The sequence below is a fragment of the Pseudomonas sp. PS01270 genome (assembly GCF_029959775.1).
GTDB lineage: Bacteria > Pseudomonadota > Gammaproteobacteria > Pseudomonadales > Pseudomonadaceae > Aquipseudomonas > Aquipseudomonas atacamensis.
Genome location: NZ_JASCPT010000001.1, coordinates 159,234 through 185,868 on the forward strand (window position 1 = coordinate 159,234; position 26,635 = coordinate 185,868).

Here is a 26,635-nt window from a genome sequence, read left to right on the forward strand (position 1 = left end):
CCTTTGTTCTTTGAGCGCCACGGTGGTGGTGAACGAGTCATCCTCGTTCACTTGGATGGACAGGACCCTGAGGCGCGCGAAGATCCGCAGGAGTTTCAGGAGTTGGCAAATTCGGCTGGCGCCGAGACCGTCGCGTTTTTCAACGTGCCGCGTCATCGGCCAACCGCCAAATATCTGATCGGCAGCGGCAAGGTCGAGGAACTGCGCGACCTGGTCAAGGCTGAAGAAGCCGATCTGGTGATTTTCAATCACATCCTCACGCCCAGTCAGGAACGCAACCTCGAACGTGTTTTCGAGTGTCGCGTGATCGACCGTACCGGGCTGATTCTCGATATTTTCGCCCAACGCGCACGCACCCATGAGGGCAAGCTGCAGGTCGAACTGGCCCAGCTTGACCACATGAGCACGCGGCTGGTTCGCGGCTGGACTCACCTTGAACGTCAGGGTGGCGGTATCGGTATGCGCGGTCCGGGTGAAACCCAGCTGGAAACCGACCGCCGTCTGCTGCGGGTTCGCCTGCGCCAGATCAAGGGGCGGCTGGAGAAGGTGCGCAGTCAGCGCGAGCAGTCGCGCCGTGGCCGATCCCGTGCGGACATCCCTACCGTTTCGCTGGTGGGATACACCAACGCCGGCAAATCGACACTCTTCAACAACGTGACGAAGTCCGAGGTGTACGCGGCCGATCAACTGTTCGCCACGCTCGACCCGACCCTGCGCCGGCTGGAGCTTGACGACCTCGGTCCGATCGTCCTGGCCGACACCGTGGGTTTCATTCGTCACCTGCCACACAAGCTGGTCGAGGCATTTCGGTCTACGCTCGAAGAGTCGAGCAATTCCGACCTGCTGCTGCACGTGATCGATGCGGCCGAACCGGATCGCATGTTGCAGATCGAGCAGGTGATGGTGGTGCTGGGCGAGATTGGTGCCCAGGACTTGCCGATCCTCGAGGTCTATAACAAACTCGATTTGCTTGAGGGCGTCGAGCCTCAGATCCAGCGCGATGCCGATGGCAAGCCGCAACGGGTCTGGCTCTCGGCGAGGGATGGCAGCGGTCTGGAACTGCTTGAACAGGCCATCGCCGAGTTGCTCGGCAGTGATCTGTTCGTCGGTACCTTGCGCTTGCCGCAACGCTTCGCTCGGCTGCGTGCGCAGTTCTTCGAACTCGGGGCGGTGCAGAAAGAAGAATACGATGATGAAGGTGTCAGCCTGCTGGCCGTTCGTTTGCCCCGGATCGAGCTGAATCGATTGGTAAGCCGCGAAGGATTGCAGCCGATGGAATTCATCGAGCAACACACTTTGCAATAAAAGCCTGACAAAGCGGTTGTGCCGCAACGGCAGGCATTCTGTAGCATTGGTCGGCGCGCCGTGGGTGCGTCTTTGCTTTATCAGATGGAGAGCGCTATGGCTTGGAATGAGCCGGGTGGCAACTCGAATAATCAGGATCCCTGGGGTGGCAAGCGCCGCAATAACGGCGACCGCAAGGGGCCACCGGATCTCGACGAGGCCTTCCGAAAGCTGCAGGAAAGCCTGAACGGGTTGTTCGGTGGTGGTAAGAAACGCGGTGATGACGGCGGCGGGTCGGGGCGCAGCAGTGGCGGCTTCGGCGGTCTGCTCGGCATCGGCCTGGTCGTGCTGGCGGCTGTCTGGCTGTACAGCGCGGTCTACGTGGTGGACGAGCAGGAGCAAGCCGTGGTGCTGCGCTTCGGCAAGTACTACGAGACTGTCGGCCCGGGTCTGAACATCTACTTCCCGCCGATCGACAAGAAGTACATGGAGAACGTGACGCGTGAGCGTGCGTACACTAAGCAGGGCCAGATGCTGACTGAAGACGAGAACATCGTCGAAGTGCCGCTAACCGTGCAGTACAAGATCAGCAACCTGCAGGACTTCGTGCTGAACGTCGATCAGCCGGAAATCAGCCTGCAGCACGCGACTGAAAGTGCACTGCGTCACGTGGTCGGGTCCACCGCCATGGACCAGGTGCTGACCGAAGGTCGTGAATTGATGGCCAGCGAGATCAAGGAGCGTCTGCAACGTTTCCTCGATACCTATCGCACCGGTATCACCGTCACCCAGGTCAACGTACAGAGCGCAGCGGCACCGCGTGAAGTGCAGGAAGCCTTCGATGACGTGATCCGCGCCCGTGAAGACGAGCAGCGTTCGCGCAACCAGGCTGAAACCTACGCCAACGGCGTGGTGCCGGAAGCCCGTGGTCAGGCCCAGCGCATCATCGAAGATGCCAACGGTTATCGCGACGAGACCATCTCGCGCGCCAAGGGTGAGGCCGATCGCTTCACCAAACTGGTCGCCGAGTATCGCAAGGCACCTGAAGTCACCCGCGAGCGTCTGTACCTGGACACCATGCAGGAAGTCTTCAGCAACACCAGCAAGGTCCTCGTGACCGGCAACAAGAACGGCCAGAGCAATCTGCTCTACCTGCCGTTGGACAAGATGATCCAGAACAGTTCGGGTAATGCACCGGTGACCGGTTCGGCCGCCAGCAACAACACGGACGTCACGCCGCATGTCACTGACGTGCCGCAGACGCGTACAAGGGAGACCCGCTGATGAGCAATAAATCGCTGATCGCCCTGATCGTTGGCGTCGTTGTGGTACTGGTGGGCTGGAATTGCTTCTACATCGTCGCTCAGACCGAGCGCGCGGTGCTGCTGCAATTCGGTCGTGTGGTTCAGGCCGATGTCCAGCCGGGTCTGCATGTGAAAGTGCCTTACGTCAACCAGGTGCGCAAATTCGATGCGCGTCTGCTGACGCTGGATGCACCGACGCAGCGCTTCCTGACTCTGGAAAAGAAAGCCGTGATGGTCGATGCCTACGCCAAGTGGCGGGTGAAAGATGCCGAGCGCTTCTATACCGCGACTTCGGGTCTGAAGCAGATCGCCGACGAGCGTTTGTCCCGTCGTCTCGAATCGGGCCTGCGTGACCAGTTCGGCAAGCGCACCCTGCACGAAGTGGTGTCGGGTGAACGTGATGCGCTGATGGCTGACATCACTGCGTCGCTGAACAAGATGGCGGAAAAAGAGCTGGGTATCGAAGTGGTCGATGTCCGGGTCAAGGCCATCGATCTGCCGAAGGAAGTGAACCGCAGCGTGTTCGAGCGTATGAGCACCGAGCGGGAGCGTGAAGCTCGCGAGCACCGCGCCAAGGGTAACGAGCTGGCCGAAGGCATCCGTGCCGACGCCGATCGTCAACGCCGCGTGCTGCTGGCCGAAGCCTATCGTGAATCCGAAGAGGTTCGCGGTGACGGTGACGCCCAGGCTGCTGCGATCTACTCCAAGGCCTACGGCCAGGACCAGGAGTTCTACGGTTTCTACCGTAGCCTGCGTGCCTACCGTGAAAGCTTCGCGAACAAATCCGACGTCCTGGTCCTCGACCCAAGCAGCGACTTCTTCCGTTATCTGGAAAAAGCCAAACCTTGATACGACGTTGACCTGAATCAGTCCGCCCGGCGGCTAAAACCTCGGGCGGGGTGATCCTTTCGGAAAACGTGTGTATGATGCGGCAGCCGGGAAATTCCCGGCTTTTTTGCGTCTGCACGTTTGATTGCTGTTTTTGTTGCAGGCATCGGGTTTGAATAGCCCGAGCGTTTTTCGAGGAAAGTGATGGGCGAAGCCGCCAGCCGGCCTTTCGCTGCGTCGTTCATGCGCGTGCGTTTTGAACGCTCCGGTCATTTTCTGCTTCACTCAAGGCTCGCCTAGTGCTGGCCGCCCGGATCAAAGGGGAATGGCGTAATGGCAACGGTAGACCGCTGGCTGCTGCCAGATGGCATCGAAGAAGTACTGCCACCGGAGGCGGCGCGCATTGAAGTCGCGCGTCGTCAGGTGTTGGATCTGTTCCAGAGCTGGGGTTACGAGTTCGTCGTGACTCCCCATATCGAGTACCTGGAATCCCTGCTGACCGGCGCGGGCCAGGACCTGGATCTGCGTACCTTCAAGGTCATCGACCCGCAATCGGGCCGGCAGATGGGTTTCCGTGCCGACATCACGCCGCAAGTGGCGCGCATCGATGCGCACACCCTGCGTCGCGAAGGCCCGAGCCGTCTGTGCTACGCCGGCAGCGTCCTGCATGCCCAGCCGCGTGCATTGTCGTCCTCGCGCAGCCCGATCCAGCTGGGCGCCGAGCTGTACGGCGACGCCAGTCCGAGCAGCGATGTCGAAGTCATCAGCCTGATGCTGGCCATGCTGCAGCTGGCCGATGTGCCGGACGTGCACATGGACCTCGGCCATGTCGGCATCTACCGTGGTCTGGCGCGCGCCGCCGGTCTGTCCGGTGAAGTCGAGCAGCAGTTGTTCGATGCCCTGCAGCGCAAGGCCATCGATGAAGTGATTACCCTGACCGAAGGCCTGCCGGCCGATCTGTCGGGCATGCTGCGCGCACTGGTTGATCTGTGTGGCGGCCGTGAAGTGTTGAGCGCTGCCCGCGAGCGTCTGGCCAACGCGCCGGCGCCGGTGCTGGCGGCGCTGGAAGATCTGCTGGCGATCGCCGAGCGTCTTTCCGTGCGCTTCCCGCAGCTGCCGCTGTATTTCGACCTCGGCGAGTTGCGCGGCTACCACTACCACACCGGTGTGGTGTTCGCGGTGTTCGTGCCGGGCGTTGGCCAGTCCATCGCTCAGGGCGGTCGTTACGATGACATCGGTGCCGACTTCGGTCGCGCCCGTCCGGCGACTGGTTTCTCTACCGATTTGAAAACCCTGGTGACCCTGGGGCGTGCTGAGATCGAGCTACCGTCTGGCGGTATCTGGATGCCTGACAGTACGGATGCGGCACTCTGGCAGCAGGTTTGCCAGTTGCGCAGTGAGGGTCAGCGTGTCGTTCAGGCCTTGCCTGGACAACCTTTGGCCGCCGCCCGTGATGCGGACTGCGACCGGCAATTGATTCAGCAGAACGGGCTTTGGCAAGTATCGCCACTGGCTTCTTGAGTTTTCCTGCCGGCCATCGCCGGCACCAAGTTTGCGCGAATGAGGACAAGTGTTATGGGTAAGAATGTCGTAGTCCTGGGCACCCAGTGGGGTGATGAGGGCAAAGGCAAGATCGTTGATCTGCTGACCGAACATGCTGCCGCCGTAGTGCGCTACCAGGGTGGCCACAACGCGGGTCACACGCTGGTGATCGACGGCGAGAAAACCGTCTTGCACCTGATTCCGTCGGGCGTGCTGCGCGAAGGCGTGCAATGCCTGATCGGCAACGGCGTGGTGGTTGCACCTGACGCCCTGCTGCGCGAGATCACCAAGCTGGAAGAGAAAGGCGTACCGGTGCGCGAGCGCCTGCGTATCAGCCCGTCCTGCCCGCTGATCCTGTCCTTCCACGTCGCGCTGGACCAGGCCCGTGAAAAGGCCCGTGGCGAGCTGAAGATCGGTACTACCGGTCGCGGCATCGGCCCGGCTTACGAAGACAAGGTTGCCCGTCGTGGCCTGCGTGTCGGCGATCTGCTGAACATGCCGCGCTTCGAAGACAAGCTGCGTGAACTGGTGGATTACCACAACTTCATGCTGGTCGGTTACTACAAAGAGCCAGCCATCGAATTCGAAAAGACCCTGGCCGAGTGCAAGGAATACGCTGAGCTGCTCAAGCCGCTGATGCTCGACGTGACCGCCGAGCTGCACGACCTGCGTCGTGCCGGCAAGGACATCATGTTCGAAGGCGCGCAAGGTTCGTTGCTCGACATCGACCACGGCACCTACCCGTACGTGACCAGCTCCAACACCACCGCGGGTGGCGTGGCGACCGGTTCGGGCGTTGGTCCGATGTTCCTCGACTACATCCTGGGCATCACCAAGGCCTACACCACTCGCGTCGGTTCCGGCCCGTTCCCGACCGAGCTGTTCGACGAAGTCGGTGCGCACCTGGCCAAGCAAGGTCACGAGTTCGGCGCTACCACTGGCCGCGCCCGTCGTTGCGGCTGGTTTGACGCCGTCATCCTGCGTCGCGCTATCGACGTGAACAGCATTTCGGGCATCTGCCTGACCAAGCTGGACGTACTCGACGGTCTGGAAACCATCAACATCTGCGTCGGCTACAAAGACGCGCAGGGCAATGCCGTTGCGCCGACCGATGCTGACAGCTACGTCGGCCTGCAGCCGGTGTACGAAGAAGTGCCGGGCTGGAGCGAATCGACCGTGGGCGCCAAGACCCTGGAAGAGCTGCCGGCCAATGCTCGTGCCTACATCAAACGCGTTGAAGAGTTGATCGGCGCGCCGATCGACATTATTTCGACGGGCCCGGACCGCAACGAAACCATCGTTCTGCGTCATCCGTTTGCTTGATAAGTCGTTGATGTAAAAAACAAAGGCCCCTTAATCGGGGCCTTTGTCGTTTATGCCTGTTGGACGGCATGACCTTTGCTGTGAATCTGTCTACAAGAGTGCCATCAAATTAATGGCGTCAGAAGTAGAGGGATTTAAAGTGTCAGCCGTTCTCTCACTGTTACAAAGCCGTTTGTTGCGGCCGGTGTTCGTTACCCTTGGTATCGCCCTTTTGGTGCAGGTGTTGGTGGCGGTTGCCCTGACGCGGAGCACGGTCACGGCGCTCGAAGCTGATCTGGCCGTGCGCCTGGGTGCCGACAGCCAGAAGCTCTCCGGTGAGCTGGAGCAGGCCGGGCGTGAAGTCACTTCAAGTCTTGATGCGTTATCGGCCAGCACTCGTCAGCGCCTCACGGCTGGCCTGTCCGCACGCCTCAAAGAAGAGCAGGCGCAACTGCGGGCGACGCTGGAGAAGGATCTGAAGGATTCGGCCAACGACATGGCGCAGTTGCTTGCATCCGTAGCGCCGCGTGCGATGTGGGACAGCGACGTGCCGACGCTGTCGGAGTTTGCCCGCCGCGCCCAGCGCAATCCCAACGTGCTGTTCGTGGTGTATGACGACGCCACCGGCCAGCATCTGACCCGTTATCTCAATCGTGAAAACCCGATCAACAAGGCCTTGCTGGAAAAGGGCCAGGGCGAGCGTGCGCTGGATAAGGTGCTGGATGCGGCGAAAAACGATCCTTCGGTTTACTACCTCGAAGCCTCGATCAATCCCAATGGCGTGGAGATCGGCAAAGTGCTGATGGGCGTTTCCACAGCCTCGGTGGAAACCGATCTGGCCGAGCTCGACAAGCGCTTCCTGGCGCTGATTGCCAGCAGCGATCAACTGGTCGGCGACAGCCTCAAAGGCGCAGCGGCGGACAGCGCCAAGGCAATGCAGGCGCGCCTGCAATCGGCGCAGGGCACCGCTGGCGAAATGAAAGCCAACACCGCACAAACCGTTCAAGAGGCTGCCGCCACGCTGCGCTGGCGCATCGGCCTCGGCTTGGCGCTGGTCGGTTGCGGCGTGCTGCTGTTGCTGGCCGTGGTCCTCGGTCATCGTGTGGTCAATCGCCTGAAAATGCTCAATGCGGCAATGGACGATCTGGCAGCGGGCGAGGGCGATCTGACCAAGCGTGTGCAGATCAACAGCAAGGATGAAATCGGCGACATGGCCTCAGCGGTCAATCGCTTTGTGGATAAATTGCAGCCGATCGTACGCGAGGCGGGTGATGTCGCTCAGCGCACTGGCGTGGAAATCGGCGCGATGACTTTGCGCAACGCTGGCGCCGATGCGGCTGCCGGAATGCAGCGCGATGAAGTTGCAGAAAGCCTGCGCGCGCTGTCGCAAATGGCAGACGAGGCGCAGTCGGAAAGTCAGGCAATGCAGGCGGCGCTGAAGCAGGTTGTCGATATTCGTCAGGCCACCGATGAGAACACTCGTACTTCCGCCAAGGTCGGCAGCCTGATCGAAGCGCTGGCCGGGCAGGTCGATACCGGGGCGAAGGTCATCGAGCGACTGGCGCAGCAGAGCGAGCAGATTGAGGTGGTGCTGACGGTGATTCACGGCATCGCCGAACAGACCAACCTGCTGGCATTGAACGCTGCGATCGAGGCGGCGCGGGCCGGTGAGACCGGGCGTGGGTTTGCCGTGGTGGCGGATGAAGTGCGTGCACTGGCGAGCAAAACGCAGAGCTCGACGGGCGATATTCAAGCGCACATCGTCGCTTTGCAGCAGGGCGCACGTGAGGCCGTCGAGGCGATTGGTCAGGCCGGACGGCAGGCCAGCGAAGGTTTGCTGGTTTTGCGCGACAGTGCACGCTTGCAGCAGTCGGTGCAGGCTTCGGTTGAGCAGGTGCATGCGGCGATCGGTCTGGCGACGCAAGCAGCAGCGCATCAGGCGCAGGGTGCACAGGCAGTGCGTGGGCGCGTCGAAACGATTCATGCGCAGGCCGAGAAAGCGGCGCAGGCAGTGGTGGAAACCACGGCCAGTGGCAAGGTGCTGGATGGTCTGGCTGCGCAATTGAAAGCCAGCCTGGGGCAGTTCCGCGCTTAGTGTTATCCGGGCTGGCCTCTTCGCGAGCAGGCTCGCTCCCACAGGGAAACTCAACCCATTGTGAGAGCGAGCCTGCTCGCGAATACGGTATCAGCGGCTCAGATACATCCGCGTCGTCAGCAGATAAACCGGCAACCCCGAGACCACAATCAACAACGCCGCATAAGGCGCCGCCGCCGCAAACTCGACATTCGCCGTGTGCGCCCAGACTTCGGTCGCCAATGTATTGAGTCCGGTTGGGCTGAGCAGCAACGTTGCCGTCAATTCCTTCATCGCATCAAGAAACACCAGCGCAAACGCTGCGCCCAGTGCCGGGAAAATGATCGGCAAGGTCACCCGGCAAAACGCCGTGAACGACGATGCGCCTAATGTCCGCGCCGCTTCTTCCAGCTGCGGTGCAGCCTTGTTCAGCGCGGTACGGATCGGCGCCTGCGCCAATGGCAGGAACAGCAGCGCATAGGCGATCAGCAGCAAGCCCGACGTCTGATACAGCACTGGCACGTAATGCAGGGCGAAATACACCAGCGTCAACGCAATCACCAGCCCCGGCAGCGCGTGCAACAGATAAGGCAGGCGTTCGGCCCAGATTGCCAATCGGCCTTTATAGCGCACCACCAGCAACCCGACCGGCACCGCCAGCACCAGACACAGCGCGGCACCGCCCAATGACAATGCCAGCGATGACAGCAGCGCCTCGGTGATCGCCGCTACCGGGAACGCCGCCGATGAGCCGACCGCCAGCCAATACGCCAACATCCCCAGCGGAACGCCACTGCCGATAATTGCCAGCAACAGGCAATACAACTGACCAAGCGCCGCCCACGCTCCAAGCTTTACTTGTTCAGCCTGTCGCGCCGCGCCTTGGCCGGTGCGCACATGCCGGCCCTTGCCACGCACGCGCAGCTCCAGCCACAACAACAGCAGACACAGCGCCAGCAACACCGCCGAAAGCATCGCGGCGTTGGCATTGCTGAATTCCAGTTCGAATTGCTGGTAGATCGCCGTGGTGAAGGTTTGCAGGCCAATGATCGACAGCGCGCCGAATTCCACCAGCATGTGCAGGGCAATCAGCAGCGAACCGGCCAGCAGCGATGGCCACAGCAGCGGCAGGGTGACGCGGAAAAATACGCCCCAGCGATTCTGTCCCAACGTGCGGGCGGATTCTTCGAGGGAGGGATCGAGATTGCGCAGGGTCGCCGCAACTGGCAGGAAGATCAGCGGATACTTCGACAGGCTCATCACCAGAATCGCCCCGCCGAGGCCTTCGAATTGCGCGCTGAGCGAGACCCAGGTGAAGCTGCTGACAAACGCCGGCACCGCAAACGGCAGGCACAGGATCACGCCCCACAGGCGCCGCCCCGGCAGATTGCTGCGCTCTAGCAGCCACGCCAGCGACAGACCTATCAAGGCGCAGGTAACCGTCACGCCGACCATCAATGCCAAGGTGTTGCGCAACAGGCCGAACACATACGGGCGCCACAGCAAATGCAGCGCCTCGGCCCAGCCGGCCTGCCAGGCTTTCAGTCCGACATAGGCCAGTGGCAGCAGGCTCATGACCACCAGTAGCAATACCGGCAGCACCAGCCAGATTGACGGTCTTTTGCGTCGTGGCACGTAACCCGCGCGCGCGGCGGGGGCCGATAACGATGCTGCCATCAGTTCAGGCCAACTTCGCGTTCCAGCTCCAGCGCTTCTTCAGCATTGCCCAGGTCCGCCGGAGTGACATTCGGCGCTTCCAGTTCGCTGAACGGCTTGAGGCCGCGATCCGACTCCATGCCTTTGTGCAGCGGGTATTCAGCGGTGGTCTGAGTGATCACCCGCTGACCTTCTTCGCTGGCCATGAAGGCGAGGAATTGCTGGGCTTCTTTTGGATGTTTGCTGGATTTCAGCACGGCAGCGCTGGACACGGTGATCAGGCCGCCAGCGTCGCCGCCGGTGAAATAATGCAGCTTGGAGTCGAGCTTGCCTTTCTCGCGTTGCAGGGCGAACCAGTAGTAGTTGTTCACCAGTACGGTGGCGACTTCGCCGTTTTCCACCGCTTTGAGCGCGACCATGTTGTTGCTGTAGATCTTGCCGAACGCACGCAGGCCGGTCAGCCATTCTTCGGCAGCGTCACGACCGTGCAGTTTGATGATTGCTACGGCCTGTTCCTGGAAGGCGCCACTGGTCGGAACGAAGCCGACCTTGCCTTGCCATTGCGGCTCGGAGAATTCCATCACCGATTTCGGCAGGTCTTTTTCATCGATCAGTTTCGGATTGAACGCGACCACGCGGACGCGGGCGGTAACGCCGATCCAGGTACCGTTGGCGGCGACGTATTTTTCCGGCAAAACCGCTAGGGTGGCGTCATCGGCCTTGGCCAGCAGACCCTGTTCGCCGAGGTTGTTCAGCGGCGGCGACTCTTCGGTGTAGATCACATCGGCGGGCGAGCGGTCGCCTTCTTCGATGATCTGGCTCGCGAGCTGGTTGCTGCTGCCTTTGCGCACGTTGACGTGGATGCCGGTCTTGGCTTCGAAAGCCTTGGCAATCGCGTCGCCGACTTCCTTGTGCTGGCCGTTGTAGAGAGTCAGGGAAACCGCATCGGCAGCCTGGGTGAGGGGAGTGGCGAGTGCCAGGCCGAGGAGGGTGAAGGTCAGGCCTCGGCGCAGGGTATTTCGAAACGTCATTCGCAGGGTTCCTCACTGTCGCATTGCAAAAACTTGCAACAATGATAAACGATATTGTTTCTCAAGTGCGCCTTATGCGGGACAAGGGGATCGGGTAGGAGCTGCCGAAGGCTCGGGCCGCGTTCGGACGATCTTTTGATCTGCCTCCTGCGAGTTGCGGGGAAAAGCAAGATCAAGAGATCGCAGCCTCGTTGCACTCATCAGCTCCTACAAGCTCCTACAAGACCTGCGGAAATTCAGGAAGCCAGAAACGCAAAAACCCGCTTTCGCGGGTTTTTGTGAAATCCAAGGCCTGAACCTTGAATTTGAATTGGTGCCCAGAAGAAGACTCGAACTTCCACGACCGTAAGGTCACCAGCACCTGAAGCTGGCGTGTCTACCAATTTCACCATCTGGGCAATCATCGCAAGCGTTGCCGCTGTTGATGTGGCGCACTATACGGAGGCCTTTTTGATCTGTAAACCCCTGATTTGGTTTTAATAAATCAGTGTGAGCAAAAGCTTTCCCGCAAATGCAAAAAACCCGCTTTCGCGGGTTTTGTGTGAGTGTTGAAACTGATCTAGTCTCAAACTCGAAATTGGTGCCCAGGAGAAGACTCGAACTTCCACGACCGTAAGGTCACCAGCACCTGAAGCTGGCGTGTCTACCAATTTCACCACCTGGGCATCATCGAAAGCGCTTGTGCGTCGTCGATGGCGCGCACTATACGGAGCGTCTTTTTAACTGTAAACCCCTGCCGCAGAAAAAACTGAATTTTTTTACCAGCGGCGTTCAAAACGGTCTCCGAGCGTCGATACAAGGCCTTGCACAGCCTTATAGAAGCGGAAATTTCCCGTTTCCCGGCGCCTATGCCAAACTAACCCGTATATAGACAAGGTGAAAACTCTCTAATGGCCGATTGGCAGTCCCTCGATCCCGAGGCCGCTCGTGAAGCGGAAAAATACGAAAACCCTATTCCCAGCCGCGAACTGATCCTGGCGCACCTCGCCGATCGGGGTTCGCCTGCTGCCCGCGAGCAACTGGTCGAAGAGTTTGGTCTGACCACAGAAGACCAGATCGAGGCCCTGCGCCGCCGCTTGCGCGCTATGGAGCGCGACGCTCAACTGATCTACACCCGCCGTGGCACTTACGCGCCGGTCGACAAGCTCGACCTGATCCTCGGCCGCATCAGCGGTCACCGTGACGGTTTCGGTTTCCTCGTGCCGGACGACGGCAGCGACGACCTGTTCATGAGCCCGGCGCAAATGCGTCTGGTGTTCGATGGTGACCGTGCGCTGGCCCGGGTTTCCGGGCTCGACCGTCGTGGTCGCCGTGAAGGCGTGATCGTCGAGGTGGTGTCCCGCGCTCACGAAACCATCGTCGGTCGCTACTTCGAAGAAGGCGGCATCGGTTTCGTCGTTGCCGACAACCCGAAGATCCAGCAGGAAGTGCTGGTGACGCCGGGCCGCAACGCCAATGCGCAGATCGGTCAGTTCGTCGAAGTGAAAATCACCCACTGGCCAACGCCGCGCTTCCAGCCGCAAGGCGATGTGGTCGAAGTGGTCGGCAACTACATGGCGCCGGGCATGGAAATCGATGTTGCCCTGCGCACTTACGACATTCCGCACGTCTGGCCTGAAGCGGTTGTGAAAGAAGCTGCCAAGCTCAAGCCGGAAGTTGAAGAAAAAGACAAAGAGAAGCGCATCGACTTGCGCCATCTGCCGTTCGTCACCATCGACGGCGAAGACGCCCGCGACTTCGATGACGCGGTCTACTGCGAAGCCAAACCGGGCAAACTGCGCCTGTTCTCCGGTGGCTGGAAGTTGTACGTGGCGATTGCCGACGTTTCCAGCTACGTGAAGATCGGCTCGGCGCTGGACAACGAAGCTCAGGTTCGCGGCAACTCGGTGTACTTCCCCGAGCGCGTGATTCCGATGCTGCCCGAGCAACTGTCCAACGGCCTGTGCTCGCTGAACCCGCAAGTCGATCGTCTGGCCATGGTTTGCGAGATGACCATCTCCAAGTCCGGCGAAATGACCGACTACTGCTTCTATGAGGCGGTGATCCATTCCCACGCTCGTCTGACCTATAACAAGGTCAGCGCGATGCTGGAAACGCCGAAGGCGACCGAAGCGCGCAAACTGCGCGGTGAGTACACCGACGTCGTGCCGCACCTCAAACAGCTCTACGCCTTGTACAAGGTGTTGCTGGCTGCCCGTCACGTACGTGGCGCGATCGATTTTGAAACCCAGGAAACCCGGATCATCTTCGGCTCCGAGCGCAAGATTGCCGAAATCCGTCCGACCGTGCGTAATGATGCGCACAAGCTGATCGAGGAGTGCATGCTGGCCGCCAACGTGGCCACTGCCGAATTCCTCAAGAAGCACGAAATTCCTGCGCTGTATCGTGTTCACGCCGGTCCGCCGCCAGAGCGTCTGGAAAAACTGCGCGCGTTCCTCGGTGAGCTCGGCCTGTCCCTGCACAAAGGCAAGGACGGTCCGTCGCCGAAGGATTATCAGGCCCTGCTGGCGAGCATCAAGGATCGTCCGGATTTCCACCTGATCCAGACCGTCATGCTGCGTTCGTTGAGTCAAGCGGTGTACAGCGCTGAAAACGATGGCCACTTCGGCCTGAATTACGAAGCCTATACCCACTTCACCTCGCCGATCCGTCGCTACCCGGACCTACTGACGCACCGTGCGATCCGCAGTGTGATCCATTCGAAACAGGACACCCCGCACGTCCGTCGTGCCGGTGCGATGACCATTCCGAAAGCGCGCATCTATCCGTACGACGAAGCGGCGCTGGAGCAGCTCGGCGAGCAGTGCTCGATGAGTGAGCGCCGTGCCGACGAGGCGACCCGCGACGTGGTGAACTGGCTCAAGTGCGAGTTCATGAAGGATCGCGTGGGCGAGTCGTTCCCGGGCGTGATCACCGCAGTGACCGGTTTTGGTCTGTTCGTCGAGCTGACCGATATCTACGTCGAAGGCCTGGTGCATGTCACCGCGCTGCCAGGCGATTACTACCACTTCGATCCTGTGCATCACCGCTTGGCGGGCGAGCGCACCGGTCGCAGTTTCCGTCTTGGCGACACCGTTGAAGTACGCGTCATGCGCGTCGACCTAGACGAGCGCAAGATCGACTTCGAGATGGCCGAGAAAACCATCAGCGCGCCGATTGGTCGCAAGAAACGTGGCACCGAAACTGCTGCGCCTGCTGCCAGGGCTGCGGAAGAAAAGGCTTCAGCGAAAACCGCCAGCCGTCGTCCGGCCAAGGAAAAGGTCGCCGAAGCCTATCGCCCGAGCGACGCCGTGGCGAAAAACGCCGAGCTGCGCAAAAGCCGTGAATTGAAGAAGGCCTTGCTGGCCGATGCGAAAAACGGTGGTAAAGCGGCGTCCGGGGGAAAGACCGGACGGTCGGCGCCTGACAGGGCGACCGACGGCAAGCCAGCCAAGCCGAGCAAACACCGTAAGGGCCCGCCAAAAGCGGGTTCCGCTCCAGCCAAAAGTGGCGGGGCGCGTAAACCGAAGGCGAAGTCATGAGTCAGTTGGAAAAAATCTACGGCGTTCATGCGGTAGAAGCGTTGCTGCGTCACCACCCCAAACGCGTCAAGCAGATCTGGCTGGCGGAAAGCCGTAACGATCCGCGCGTGCAGACGCTGGTCGAGCTGGCCAATGAAAACCGTGTTCAGGTCGGCCAGGCCGAGCGTCGCGAAATGGACGCCTGGGTTGAAGGCGTGCACCAGGGCGTTGTCGCTGAAGTCAGCCCAAGTCAGGTGTGGGGCGAGGCGATGCTCGACGAGTTGCTCGATCGCACCGAAGGCGCGCCGCTGTTGCTGGTGCTCGACGGCGTGACCGATCCGCACAACCTCGGCGCCTGCCTGCGTTCGGCCGATGCGGCCGGTGCGCTGGCGGTGATCGTGCCGAAAGACAAGTCGGCCACGCTGACCCCGGTGGTGCGTAAAGTCGCCTGCGGCGCCGCGGAAGTGATTCCGCTTGTGGCCGTGACCAACCTGGCGCGCACGTTGGAAAAACTCCAGCAGCGCGGTTTGTGGGTAGTCGGCACCGCTGGTGAAGCCGAGGTCAGCATTTATGACCAGGACCTGACCGGCCCGACCATCCTGATCATGGGCGCCGAAGGCAAAGGCATGCGTCGCCTGACCCGCGAGCACTGCGACTATCTGGTGAACCTGCCGATGGCCGGCAGCGTCAGCAGCCTCAACGTGTCGGTCGCCACCGGCGTGTGCCTTTTCGAAGCCCAGCGCCAGCGCGGTGCGAAGGCCAAGGCTGCCGCGAAGAAATAAGCTTCACGCAATCAACTGTGGGAGCGAGCCTGCTCGCGAAGAGGAGTGTCAGTCGACGTCATTGTTGCCTGACAGGCCGCATTCGCGAGCAGGCTCGCTCCCACATTCGGTTACGGTGTCTGGAAGATCGGTGGTTGTTCAAATAATCACCAATTGCCTTGCGCCCCCGCAGTCCCTTCTCTACAATTGCGCCCCTTGCTGTGACGGCAGGCACGCATGTGCCCCGCGCCAGCAAGTCCATAAGTGTCATTCACTCCTTGTCTGACCGTTTTTGAGCGGCAGGCTACAACCCGTAAGGAGCATTCATGCGTCATTACGAAATCATCTTTCTGGTCCACCCGGATCAGAGCGAGCAAGTCGGCGGCATGGTTGAGCGTTACACCAAGCTGATCGAAGAAGACGGCGGCAAAATCCACCGTCTGGAAGACTGGGGCCGTCGTCAACTGGCCTACGCAATCAACAATGTTCACAAGGCTCACTACGTGATGCTGAACGTTGAGTGCACTGGCAAGGCCCTGGCCGAGCTGGAAGACAACTTCCGCTACAACGATGCAGTGATCCGTAACCTGGTCATCCGTCGCGACGAAGCCGTTACCGGCCAGTCCGAGATGCTCAAGGCTGAAGAAAACCGCAGTGAGCGCCGTGAGCGTCGCGACCGTCCTGAGCACGAAGGCGCCGAAGGCACCGACAGTGATGACAGCGACAACAGCGATAACGCTGACGAGTAATCCACGGACCTTATTAAGGAGCCTATCAAATGGCACGTTTCTTCCGTCGTCGTAAATTCTGCCGCTTCACCGCTGAAGACGTGAAAGAGATCGACTACAAAGATCTCAACACTCTGAAAGCTTACGTATCCGAGACCGGCAAAATCGTTCCAAGCCGCATCACCGGTACCAAAGCTCGTTATCAGCGTCAGCTGGCCACCGCTATCAAGCGCGCCCGCTTCCTGGCCCTGCTGGCCTACACCGACAGCCACGGCCGCTGAGACCGGGCAGTCGACAAGTAGCAAAGGATTGAATGCATGCGCGCCTTAGCTGAGTTCATCATGCGAGGCCGAATGCAGGCCACTCTCGTGGTGGCCGGATGTGCAACATTGCCGTTGTTGTATTGGTTGGGTGCTGCCGCCGGGAGCCTTGTGCTGCTGCGGCGCGGATTGACGGACGCCCTTGGCGTTCTGTCGCTGGGACTGCTGCCGGCCTTGATCTGGTGGCTGTATGCCGACGACCCACGGGCACTTCTGGTGCTGCTGGGGTCTTCGGGGCTTGCGTTGGTTTTGCGCGCAAGCGAATCCTGGGTCCGCACGCTGCTGGTCAGCGTAGTGATCGGAGTGGTGTTTTCAGTGGTGCTCGGGGTCGCGTTTGCGGCCCAGATCGAGATGCTTGCACAGGCCCTTATAAAGGTCATGCCGGCACTTCTTGGTGAGACCTACAAGCAATTGTCGGTCGATGAGCAAGCGCGTTTCGCGTCCCTGATTGCACCGGTTCTGACCGGACTGATTGCGGCCTTGTTGCAGATCGTCAGCGTGCTGAGCCTGATTGTCGGGCGGCATTGGCAGGCGTTGTTGTACAACCCGGGTGGTTTCGGTCGCGAGTTTCGCGCCATCCGCATCCCGCTGGGGCCGGCGATGTTACTGCTGGCGTTGATGCTTCTGGGCCCGAATCTCGGTGCACAGATGGCCATGTTGACGCCGTTGTGCAGTGTACCGCTGGTGTTCGCCGGGCTGGCCCTGATTCACGGGCTGGTCGGGCAGAAGCGACTGGCCGGTTTCTGGCTGGTGGGGTTGTACGTCACGCTGCTGTTGTTCATGCAGCTGATCTATCCGTTGCTCGTGGTTCTGGCCATTGTCGACAGCCTGATTGATTTTCGCGGTCGTCACGTGTCGAAAGACACCGACAGCGCGAACGGTGAAGGTTAAAAGTTAGAGGATTTTCACATGCAACTGATCCTTCTGGAAAAAATCGCCAACCTGGGCAACCTGGGCGACAAAGTAAACGTTAAGGCCGGTTACGGCCGTAACTACCTGCTGCCTTTCGGCAAGGCTACCGCTGCGACCGCTGCCAACCTGGCTGCGTTCGAAGAGCGTCGCGCCGAGCTGGAAAAAGCCGCCGCAGACCGTAAGGCATCGGCTGAAAGCCGTGCTGCCCAACTGGCCGAGCTGGAAGTGACCATCACTGCCACCGCTGGCGACGAAGGCAAGCTGTTCGGTTCGATCGGTACTCACGACATCGCTGACGCACTGACCGCCTCCGGCGTTGAAGTGCAGAAGAGCGAAGTTCGTCTGCCGAACGGCACCATCCGCAACGTGGGTGAATTCGACGTGGCCGTGCACCTGCACGCCGAAGTTGAAGCCACCGTACGCGTTGTCGTGGTAGCAGCTTAAGCAACACGGATCGGCTGGCGGCTTGTCCGTCAGGCGGTTAACATCGGGCACGATCCTGTTTACAGGTCGTGCCCTTTGTCTTTCTGAATTCCCTGCTTTTCACTAATACTCAAGTGGCCATGAACGATATCTCCGCTCCCGAGCAATACGATCTGCAAACCGCTGCCCTGAAGGTGCCGCCGCATTCCATCGAGGCTGAACAGGCTGTACTCGGTGGTCTGATGCTGGACAACAACGCCTGGGAACGCGTGCTCGATCAAGTCTCCGATGGCGATTTCTATCGACATGACCACCGTCTGATTTTCCGCGCGATCGCCAAACTGGCCGATCAGAACTCGCCGATCGACGTCGTGACCCTTGCCGAACAACTCGACAAGGAAGGCCAGACGTCGCAAGTCGGCGGCCTCGGCTATCTTGGCGAACTGGCAAAAAACACCCCGTCCGTCGCCAACATCAAGGCCTATGCGCAGATCGTCCGTCAGCGTGCGACGTTGCGCCAACTGATCGGCATCAGCACCGAGATTGCCGACAGCGCCTTCAACCCCGAAGGCCGCACCGCCGAAGAGATCCTCGACGAAGCCGAACGGCAGATCTTCCAGATCGCCGAAGCGCGGCCCAAGACCGGCGGCCCGGTCGGCGTCAATGAGCTGCTGACCAAGGCCATCGACCGCATCGACACGTTGTTCAACACCGCCGACGCGATCACCGGTCTGTCTACGGGTTACACCGACCTCGATGAGAAGACCAGCGGCTTGCAGCCGTCCGACCTGATCATCGTCGCCGGCCGTCCGTCGATGGGTAAAACCACCTTCGCGATGAACCTGGTGGAAAACGCCGTGTTGCGCAGCGAGAAGGCTGTCCTGGTTTACTCGCTCGAGATGCCAGGCGAATCGCTGATCATGCGTATGCTGTCTTCGCTCGGCCGAATCGACCAGACCAAAGTGCGTTCCGGCCAACTCGAAGACGACGACTGGCCGCGCCTGACGTCGGCGGTCAACCTGCTCAACGACCGCAAACTGTTCATCGATGACACCGCCGGCATCAGTCCTTCGGAAATGCGCGCGCGCACTCGTCGTCTGGTGCGTGAGCACGGCGATGTCGGCCTGATCATGATCGACTACCTGCAACTGATGCAGATTCCCGGGTCCAGCGGTGACAACCGCACCAACGAGATTTCCGAGATCTCGCGATCCCTGAAAGCCCTGGCCAAGGAATTCAACTGTCCGGTAGTGGCGCTGTCGCAGCTCAACCGTTCCCTCGAACAGCGCCCGAACAAACGCCCGGTGAACTCCGACTTGCGGGAATCCGGAGCGATCGAGCAGGACGCCGACGTAATCATGTTCGTTTACCGAGACGAGGTGTATCACCCGGAAACCGAGCACAAGGGCATCGCCGAAATCATCATCGGCAAGCAGCGTAACGGCCCGATCGGTTTCATTCGGCTGGCGTTCATCGGTAAATACACGCGCTTCGAAAACCTCGCACCGGGCAGTTACAACTTCGACGACGACGAATGACAGTAGGCCGGATCATCCGGCTGCTGTCGTGGCCTGCTTCAATCGGCCGAAACTGCCGTCTCGCTGCTGGCAGGTTTTTCAACTGCCTCACCGGGGCGAATTTCCTCGCGCGTCAGTGACTGGATCAGCGTCGCTTCGCTAATGGCCAACTGTGCAGTGACGTCATTGGTTTGCGCGTCGTATTCGGCCTGGGTCAGTACTTTTTTCGCGAATTGCTCGTCCAGTGCCGCCTGTCTTTGTTGATAAGGCTGACGTGCAGCGTCGAACCGGGACGGATATTTGTGCGTGATGAAGTCCTGCCAGAATTCCATCGACACCAGAGCCTGAAACTCTTCGGGAGAGCCGTTCAAGGCGATGACTTTACGGTAGGCGACTTCCAGCATGGGCGGTGTGACGCCGGCCATGCCGATAAAGGACAGCGTCTGCGGCTGAAACGGCAACTGCAGCCGATCCTTGAGGCCAAAGCGGTAGGCCATGGTCATTTCATGCGGGTCGCTCAGGCGCAGGCGCTGGGTATTGCGCTCACGCGCTGGAGCCTGTGGATCGTTGGCGATTGTCCTGCTCGCAGCGATATCTGCTGCGGCCAGTTCATCGACCTGCCTTAGCCTGAACAGACTTCTGGACAGGTCCACCAGGCGAGTGCCATCCCCGTCTTGCCTTGCCTGCACTCTGGCCGTATGCGTCATGGTCAGCACTTGCAGGTCAGTAAACGTGGCGGCGGCAAGGTCAGTGCAGCCGGCTTCACAGGCGCGATCGAAAACATCTCTGCGCAGAGCGCGTGATTGCACGTTGTTCTCGCTGATGGCATCGACCACGTCCCAGACCTGCCGACGGAAATCGGCGTGGTGGCCGAGTCGGGAAATGATATTGAAAAATCCATCCGAGCCGTCCTGTGCTTTCAGTCTGTCCAGCTGCGCGGTGCGTTTCGTCGCCTCGGTTGCCGTCATACCGATGGTCAACTGCGGATAGGCCGACGCAGCGTTCATTAGCGCCGGCTGCGGGCGGGCTGCCGGGGCAGAAGTGGTCAGCAGGTTCAGAGGATTGTAAAGCGATGTTGCGGAGTGGCGCAGCCGCTCACTGTAGCCGGCCAAGCGTTCTCGGGTGTATTCGTTCAGGGGGTTATCGCTTATCTGAGTGCCGCTGTTGACCTGAATCGAATGCCTCAGGCGATCCGCTGCCGGTGCGACGACAAAGCTGGGCAGGTTCGTGATCCGGTTGTTGTTCAGAAGTATCCTGCCCAACAGGGGCTGATCGAACAGTCCGGCTGGCCAGCTTCCGATGCCGGTGTTTGACATGTCGACTTCGCGGATATCAGTGATCGCGCTGAAATCCGGGCTCACGTTCAAGTGCGGGTTGTCGTGTATCCACAAGGCCCTCAAGGTCGTTCTTCCGGCCAGTATCTGCGCTGTCTCGGCGGTCAGTTCGAGTTGATTCCCCTGAAGGAACAGACGGGTCATCCCGTGCATTTCGCCGATGGCCGGCGGGAGATCCCTGAGACGATTGTTGGCCATGTTCAGCCAGCGCAGATGGCGGAAGCGGGTCAGAAAGCCTTCCGGGGATTCGGTGAGATTCATGTTGTTGAGTTTGAGCGAGCCGACATGGCTGAAATCGGTGTTCAGATCCGGCAGGGTCGGCAACGTGAGGCCGCTCAAATCCAGTTCCAGACCTATCGGCGTGCCGTCGAAGGCGTGTTTCTGCGGCGTTTCACGTCGCCAGCAACTGATGATCCGATCCCGTGCCTCGATGCGCTCATTGCGGGTTTGGGTGTTGATCTGCAACTGATTGACGCGGATATAGCGCAGAGGATTGCTGCCTCCCGAAAAAACCCAGTTATCCAGCTGGTTTTTCAACACGGCAAAATCCTGCTCGAGCTCCAACAGCCTGGTCGCGACAGTGGCCTTGTCATGGTTCCAGATAAACTCCCGGCATTCCTTGATGCTTTTGCTCGGAAACAGTTTTCGGTAGCGCTGCGCGCGCGAGTTCTCACTGTCGAATACAGCGGGGTGGGCCGGAGTCATCAACTGCGGATGCAGTTCGTTGAGTTTTCGCCAGTAGCGATCGAACTTCCTCCAGTAAGGCGAAGGGAAGTCATTGCCTTCAAGCAGCGTGTGGTTGTTGATCCGCGCGACCACAGCCAATTGATCGGCTGGCGGGTTGATGTGTGCGTCGGGGACTTCGCGCAATTTATTGTTGCTGAGATCGAGGCCGGTCAAGGTGATCTTGTCAGCCAGGCCGGTGGGCCACTCACTGATGCCGGTGTTCTTCAGGTCCAGTGTCTGCAGCCCGGACATCGCACTGAAATCGGGCAGCATCTGGAGTGGGTTGTTCGACAGGTCGATGCTGACCAACTGATGCAATGCACTCAATGCACCAGCGCTGTTCTCATCGAGTTTTATCTGGTTTGAGGTCAGATTCAGGTGGGTGAGCCGGCTCATCGCGCTGATGTCTGCGGGCAATTTTTCCAGACCGCAATGGCTGATCGTCAAATTCTCCAGATTCGGCAACCGCGACAGGAACGTGTCGGCAGTGTCGGACCAGACGACGCTATCAAGAGTGAGCAACGTCAACCGACTGAAGTCGGCAGTCAGTGGTGGTAGCGGTCCTTTCAGTGGTGGCAGCGCAAGGTACGGCGATTGCTGGAGCCAGCAGTCCTTGATGATCCGGGCAATGTGTTCTGCCCGAGCCTTTTCCCGGCCGGCCACGCTGGATGTTCCCGGCTGGCTGTCGGCGACGTAGGCCAGCAGTTGCGCATCGAGCGCCTTGAACTCTGCGAAACGCTGGCTGATCGTGGCTTCTGCACTGTCCCCCAGGCCAATCAGGTATTCCCGGGCGGTTTGTGGCGTTTTGTCCGGATACATCTGCAGCAGCATGGCGACTTCAGGGATGTCGCCATCAATCCGGAATGCACCTGTGCGGGCGCTGGTGATCAGGGCAGGATATTCGGCCGTAACCCGCTGCCAGTAGACTTCCAGCCGCCGCCAATAGCCGCTGGCAAAGGGGTTGCCTTCGATCAGGGTGATGCGGTTGATGTTGGCTATGGCGAGCAATTGATCACTCGCCGGGCTGATGACTGTCTGCGGAATTTCACGCAATCGGTTATTGCGCAGATCGAGCGACTCCATCGCCAACTGATGCTGCAATCCGGTTGGCCAGTCATCCAGTTGTGCATTGCGCAGACCCACGGACTTGAGCTCAAGCATGCCGCTGAAATCCGGGGCCTTGCCCAGCGGGTTGTCCGACAGGTCGAGTGTTTCCAGTTGGCTGAGCGAAGCCAGCTCGCTGGCGGTCTGGTCGCTCAGTTCAATGTGGTTCGCTCGCAGGTCCAACTCCTTGAGGGCTGGCATTTGCGCAAGGTTCGCCGGCGGCCTGGCGAGCGCCGAGGCGTTGATTTTCAGACGCTCCAGGGCAGTGAACCCCTTGAGGAAGTTTTCGCCCCCCTCCGACCAGGCGACCGCCTGCAGGTGCAGCGTGCGTACATGGCTGAAATCTGCGGACAGCGGAACAATGCCGGCGTCGCCAAGATCCAGTTGCAACGTTGTACCTGTCTGACGTTTCCAGCAGCGCTTGATCTCTTGCGCGGCGCGCTCCACCGAGGGATGGGTCGCCCCGCCGGCCAGCTCACTGGTTTTCAACCAGGTCGCCAGCTCCAGCTTCAGGGTCTTGTATTCATTCTCGAGGCGCGTCAAAAAGCTTGGTACATCGTCACCCTGGGTGCGCAGCAGCGTGCGGATTTGCTCGCTGTCCAGAGATGGGTAGAGTTTTCGCAGTCGCGACTGGGGCGTTCGCAGTCGGTTGACCGCAGCATTGAGCCGCTCGCGCAGCCCCGGTGAAGCAGGTTGGTCGGCACCGCCGCGCTGCATCCCGCCGGCCCCGCCGACCACAATGCCCTGCCAGCCCTGATCGGCATCGAACACGACAGGCTCTGATCTGCCCGGGCGCGTAGCGCTGTAGATGTTATCGACGTCAGCGGCGACAGGATCTTCAGGGCGGACGATGCGCATCACCTCGGCCAGAGGCGTCGAAGCATCGTGATCGTGCAGGACCTGATAGCTGTGATTGTCGATCACTGCGTAGAGTTTGCCGTCATGGCGGTACAGCCCATCGCTGTCGCGTGAGCTATGACTGAAGTCGAACGGCGTGCGAAACGCTTGCAGGCGTGTCACCGATAAAGCGAAGGTGCTCGGCGGCGAGAACTCCAGCGCATGCCACCTGCCACTCTCCGGATCGTGCAGCATCAGCGGTCCGGAGGGCTTCGATTCGCTCGCCAGCCCGGCGCGCCAGAGGCCGCTCGGCGAATCCTTGCTCACCTGCACGAAACCGCCGTCGGCCATTTCCACGTAGTGACGACCCTTGAATGTCCTCAGGCCTTCGGTGTCGGCGTCAGGCAAGCCGGTTGCGACAGCGAGGCGGTAATGCTCGACGGGGTGGCCTGTGTTGACCATGGTTTGCAGCGCTGATGCAGCCGCATGCACTGTGACATTCGGCGCCGGGATGATCGCATCAGGATCGTTGCTCTCCGTGCGCCGGCCCGCGCGGATTGGCGGGCCGCTCAACGCGGTTGGGTCAAGACTGGGGCGCGGCGTGAGGAGGGGACGCTGCGGGATGGCATCGGCGGATGTATCCGGCCGAAGATGAAAATTACCGGGGGGAGTAACTGGGTGCGGCGTTTTGCTGCGCATGTCTTACGTTCCTTGTAGTAATTGAGCGGTCGCGTCCGCAACGGACGCTGCCGGCCGGTTCGGCGTCATGCCTGATGATGTGTCTCGGGATGGAAAGAGGTGGCGGCGAGGTCGAAAATTTTCTGCGCTGCGTGGCCATCGAGGGCGGCGCGCCAGATAGGTTTGTGTGGCCGCTGCGCCAGTTCTTCCCGGCGCTGCGAACGCACGCCCATGCGGCTTTGCTCAAGGGTTTTCAGGTGCCCGCCGGAAACATTGAAGTTGAGATCGGGCGTATCCGGTTTCGCGTAATGAAAGTGCGCGTGCCAGAGGGGGTCGTAGGTGTGCGCATCCGTCAGTAGATAGACGTCGATGAAGTCTCGATTCTGCCCCTTGCCGCGTTTCAACCGGGTCTCGATTTTCTGCGCACGTACTTCGCCCTTGTCGATCAGATACAACAATCGGTCGGGGCTCAGAAAATGTTTGTCCTTGTAGATCCGGACACGAATGTTTTCGCCCTCGCTGCGCAGGCGTTCACTGGTGTCCTCCAGGCGTTGGATCAGCGCATCTGTTTCGCCATCGGTCGGCTCCTGTCGCCGAAGCTGGAGTGCGATCTCATCCATTGCCCCGGCCTTGCGCTCAAGCATCTCGACAATGTTGTCCGGATGGTTTTTGCGCGACTCTTCGCGCCGGGCTTCGCGCACATGTGCGTCGGTTTGCTCAAGGTGCTGATTGGCTCTGAGAGTCAGGTCGGGCAGGGTTGTGTCCTGCGTTGCGCGGACGGGGTGCCACTCACCAGCCCTTTGTTCATAGGTCTGCACTGGCTGTTGCGGGTCGTGCAGACTGCGTACATCGATGACTTCTTCGTTGTGCGCGGTACGTCGGGACTCGCCGACATGGATCTTGTAAATACCGTGTTTCTTTGCCTTGAAAATGCGCTTGGGTGGCGGTTGGAAGCCGGATCTGTCCTGCTCCGGAACATACTCGAAATCAATGGCCTGATCGTTGATCGGCAGCGCCGGGAGATCAGGCTGGCGTTGATATTGGAACAGGCGATGAGTCAGCGTCTCTTCGAATATTTTCAGCTCCGCGGTGATAGCCGTGCGTGACGTTGCGTGCTGCTCATCGGGTGCCAGATCAAGGCGCTCGTACCAGTAGCGAAGGGCTGTGCATTCCTGGAGCAGATCACGCAATATCGCAGGGTGCGAAGTCTCCGGAATTTTACCCAGCGCTCCATACACGAAAGTTACCTGACCAAATCTGGTCGCCAGTTCGGAGGCCTGAGGGTAGTTTCCGCCTGATTGATGGTCGTCCAGCATCAGGCTTTTGGCCAATACCCACGAAGCCACGACGTCGTGAGTGTCCATTGGTGTCAGAGCGTATGCACTGAATTCGTCCGGCGCGACCCGCCATGTGTTCACCAGATTGTCGGCAATGTGCTGGCGCTCTCGCATATGGCCGAGAATTTTCCCCAGGACGTTGACTGTTCGCGGGAGCCTGTCGATGTCGATCAGTGGCCCTCCCAGCGCATGGCGGGTCAAGCCGCATTCGACCAATTGATCGTAAAAGCTCATTTGAATCTTGTGCATCGCAATCATTTTTTTGTCGTAGTCTTCCTTCTTTATGAAGTGCCGTACCGCGGGTTTTTGCTGCTTATGGAATTTTATTGCTTTTGCAAGGGACCTCAGCGCCTGGTGGCTGTGTAATTCACGATCAAGCAGCGCAATCGTTTCGCGCTTGACCGCTTCCGGGCGCTCGCCCCCCGCTTCCCTGATGCTGCGCCACACCTCCTTCAGGTGTTCACTTTTAGCGGTGTCCTGCTCGATTCGCTTGTTGAAGTGGTCAAGTCTGATTCCGACTTCCACCCGCTGCCATAGCTCTGAGGGCGCCACTCCTGTCCCTCTCTGCATCCCGGCTGCCCCCGTTACACTGGTCCCTCGCCAGCCGTAGCGAGCGTCGAAAATGATCGGTTCCGACCTGCCTGGACGGGATGCGACGTAGACATTCGTGGCATCGCTGGCGATGGGATCGTCGGGGCGAACGATGCGCATGACCGCCCTCTGCGGCGCTGATGCATCAAGATCATGCAGGACCTGATAGGCCTGATTCTCGATCTGCACATAGAGTTTGCCGTTGAAGCGCAACAGGCCATCGCCGCCCGGCTCGGTCGTGCTGAAATCCAGATCGGTGCGAAACGCTTCCAGCCGGCTCGGGGATAGCGGGTAGGTCGATGGCGCCCAGGTATCGACGGGTTGCCAGAGACGGCTCTCGACATCGAACTGCAACAGCGGACCAGACGGGTGTAATTCGCTGGGCAATTTCGCCCGGTAAAGACCGCTGGCGGGGTCCAGACCGACCTGCACGGTGCCACCCTCAGGCACTTGGACATACTGACGTCCCTTAAGCGTCGAAATGCCTTCGGCATTGGCTGATGGCAACACGACCAGCGAAGTGATCCAGTAATCTCCCAAGGGCCGCTCATGCACAACTGCAGCCGATTCGGCGGCCGCTGTCGTGCTGACCGTTGCCCGCGCAGGCACGGAGGTAATGCGGTTGAGTCCGTGATCGATCGATGTCGATACCGTTGTGGGAGTCGGGCGTGTAGGAATTCTGTGCCCCGGTCCGCCATCGAAAAGCGCCGTGAAACCAGGCCGGGTGATCGAATAATCGGGTCGCGGATGATGAACCGAGACGGTCGTGATGCCTCTGGTTGGCGGTTTGGGTGCCATTGCCTGTCTTCCTTTACGTTAATGCCCCGCTGCTCTTGGGAGTGCGAC

Annotated in this window: 18 protein-coding genes and 2 tRNA genes; 13 read left to right on the forward strand and 7 right to left on the reverse strand. The window is 60.0% G+C overall.

Annotated elements, in window-relative coordinates; translation table 11 throughout:
• The first annotated feature begins 3 nt into the window (after positions 1-3).
• The 3 genes from hflX to hflC all read left to right on the forward strand — a co-directional run bounded on the left by hflX (position 4) and on the right by hflC (position 3,437).
• Positions 4-1,305, forward strand: coding sequence for a ribosome rescue GTPase HflX (hflX, locus tag QMX86_RS00625; protein WP_041480728.1), 1,302 nt, complete (start codon positions 4-6; stop codon positions 1,303-1,305).
• 96 nt (positions 1,306-1,401) lie between these two features.
• Positions 1,402-2,568: an FtsH protease activity modulator HflK gene (hflK, locus tag QMX86_RS00630; protein ID WP_024011368.1), complete on the forward strand. Its 1,167-nt coding sequence runs from the start codon at positions 1,402-1,404 to the stop codon at positions 2,566-2,568.
• On the forward strand, positions 2,568-3,437 hold the full coding sequence (gene hflC, locus QMX86_RS00635; protein ID WP_016771945.1) for a protease modulator HflC: 870 nt from the start codon (positions 2,568-2,570) through the stop codon (positions 3,435-3,437). Before hflK ends, hflC begins: the two co-directional genes overlap by 1 nt.
• A gap of 17 nt (positions 3,438-3,454) precedes the next feature.
• Here the strand turns inward: hflC and QMX86_RS00640 are convergent, their stop codons facing one another.
• Positions 3,455-3,661, reverse strand: a complete 207-nt coding sequence (locus QMX86_RS00640; protein ID WP_150638270.1) for a hypothetical protein — start codon at positions 3,659-3,661, stop codon at positions 3,455-3,457.
• Positions 3,662-3,749: 88 nt separating this feature from the next.
• On the opposite strand from QMX86_RS00640, the gene QMX86_RS00645 reads away from it, so the two are divergent.
• The 3 genes from QMX86_RS00645 to QMX86_RS00655 all read left to right on the forward strand — a co-directional run bounded on the left by QMX86_RS00645 (position 3,750) and on the right by QMX86_RS00655 (position 8,355).
• Positions 3,750-4,937 carry an ATP phosphoribosyltransferase regulatory subunit gene (locus tag QMX86_RS00645; RefSeq protein ID WP_016771944.1) on the forward strand — a complete coding sequence of 396 codons (1,188 nt, stop codon included), beginning with the start codon at positions 3,750-3,752 and terminating at the stop codon, positions 4,935-4,937.
• Between the two features lie 54 nt (positions 4,938-4,991).
• Positions 4,992-6,281, forward strand: a complete 1,290-nt coding sequence (locus QMX86_RS00650) for an adenylosuccinate synthase (RefSeq protein ID WP_016771943.1) — start codon at positions 4,992-4,994, stop codon at positions 6,279-6,281.
• A gap of 139 nt (positions 6,282-6,420) precedes the next feature.
• The gene (locus QMX86_RS00655) at positions 6,421-8,355 is read left to right on the forward strand and encodes a methyl-accepting chemotaxis protein (protein ID WP_065615501.1); all 1,935 of its coding nucleotides are present in this window, start codon (positions 6,421-6,423) and stop codon (positions 8,353-8,355) included.
• Positions 8,356-8,445: 90 nt separating this feature from the next.
• Here the strand turns inward: QMX86_RS00655 and QMX86_RS00660 are convergent, their stop codons facing one another.
• The 4 genes from QMX86_RS00660 to QMX86_RS00675 form a co-directional block, all read right to left on the reverse strand.
• Positions 8,446-10,011, reverse strand: a complete 1,566-nt coding sequence (locus QMX86_RS00660; protein ID WP_282383749.1) for an iron ABC transporter permease — start codon at positions 10,009-10,011, stop codon at positions 8,446-8,448.
• Positions 10,011-11,021, reverse strand: a complete 1,011-nt coding sequence (locus QMX86_RS00665; protein WP_282383751.1) for an extracellular solute-binding protein — start codon at positions 11,019-11,021, stop codon at positions 10,011-10,013. Before QMX86_RS00665 ends, QMX86_RS00660 begins: the two co-directional genes overlap by 1 nt.
• Positions 11,022-11,332: 311 nt before the next feature.
• A tRNA-Leu gene (locus tag QMX86_RS00670) sits at positions 11,333-11,419 on the reverse strand.
• A 180-nt stretch (positions 11,420-11,599) separates the two neighbouring features.
• Positions 11,600-11,686, reverse strand: a tRNA-Leu gene (locus tag QMX86_RS00675).
• Positions 11,687-11,911: 225 nt separating this feature from the next.
• Between QMX86_RS00675 and rnr the strand changes: the two genes are divergently transcribed.
• From rnr to dnaB, 7 genes are all read left to right on the forward strand, one after another.
• On the forward strand, positions 11,912-14,542 hold the full coding sequence (gene rnr, locus QMX86_RS00680; RefSeq protein WP_282383754.1) for a ribonuclease R: 2,631 nt from the start codon (positions 11,912-11,914) through the stop codon (positions 14,540-14,542).
• Positions 14,539-15,303 carry a 23S rRNA (guanosine(2251)-2'-O)-methyltransferase RlmB gene (gene rlmB / locus QMX86_RS00685; protein WP_024011372.1) on the forward strand — a complete coding sequence of 255 codons (765 nt, stop codon included), beginning with the start codon at positions 14,539-14,541 and terminating at the stop codon, positions 15,301-15,303. The genes rnr and rlmB overlap by 4 nt, the downstream gene beginning before the upstream one ends.
• 305 nt (positions 15,304-15,608) lie before the next feature.
• A complete protein-coding gene (rpsF, locus tag QMX86_RS00690) occupies positions 15,609-16,031 on the forward strand; it encodes a 30S ribosomal protein S6 (protein ID WP_016771938.1) in 423 nt (140 codons plus the stop codon).
• 29 nt (positions 16,032-16,060) lie between these two features.
• Positions 16,061-16,291 (forward strand): 30S ribosomal protein S18, encoded by a 231-nt coding sequence (rpsR, locus tag QMX86_RS00695; protein WP_002551829.1) that lies wholly within the window; start codon positions 16,061-16,063, stop codon positions 16,289-16,291.
• Positions 16,292-16,327: 36 nt separating this feature from the next.
• Positions 16,328-17,221 carry a hypothetical protein gene (locus QMX86_RS00700; protein WP_016771937.1) on the forward strand — a complete coding sequence of 298 codons (894 nt, stop codon included), beginning with the start codon at positions 16,328-16,330 and terminating at the stop codon, positions 17,219-17,221.
• An 18-nt stretch (positions 17,222-17,239) separates the two neighbouring features.
• Positions 17,240-17,686, forward strand: coding sequence for a 50S ribosomal protein L9 (gene rplI, locus QMX86_RS00705; protein ID WP_003221136.1), 447 nt, complete (start codon positions 17,240-17,242; stop codon positions 17,684-17,686).
• Between the two features lie 119 nt (positions 17,687-17,805).
• Positions 17,806-19,203 carry a replicative DNA helicase gene (dnaB, locus tag QMX86_RS00710; RefSeq protein ID WP_016771936.1) on the forward strand — a complete coding sequence of 466 codons (1,398 nt, stop codon included), beginning with the start codon at positions 17,806-17,808 and terminating at the stop codon, positions 19,201-19,203.
• Positions 19,204-19,241: 38 nt separating this feature from the next.
• Here dnaB and QMX86_RS00715 read toward each other — a convergent pair whose 3' ends face one another.
• Positions 19,242-23,117, reverse strand: a complete 3,876-nt coding sequence (locus tag QMX86_RS00715) for an NEL-type E3 ubiquitin ligase domain-containing protein (RefSeq protein WP_282385336.1) — start codon at positions 23,115-23,117, stop codon at positions 19,242-19,244.
• An 830-nt stretch (positions 23,118-23,947) separates the two neighbouring features.
• Positions 23,948-26,587 (reverse strand): hypothetical protein, encoded by a 2,640-nt coding sequence (locus tag QMX86_RS00720; RefSeq protein WP_282385338.1) that lies wholly within the window; start codon positions 26,585-26,587, stop codon positions 23,948-23,950.
• Between the last annotated feature and the right edge of the window lie 48 nt (positions 26,588-26,635).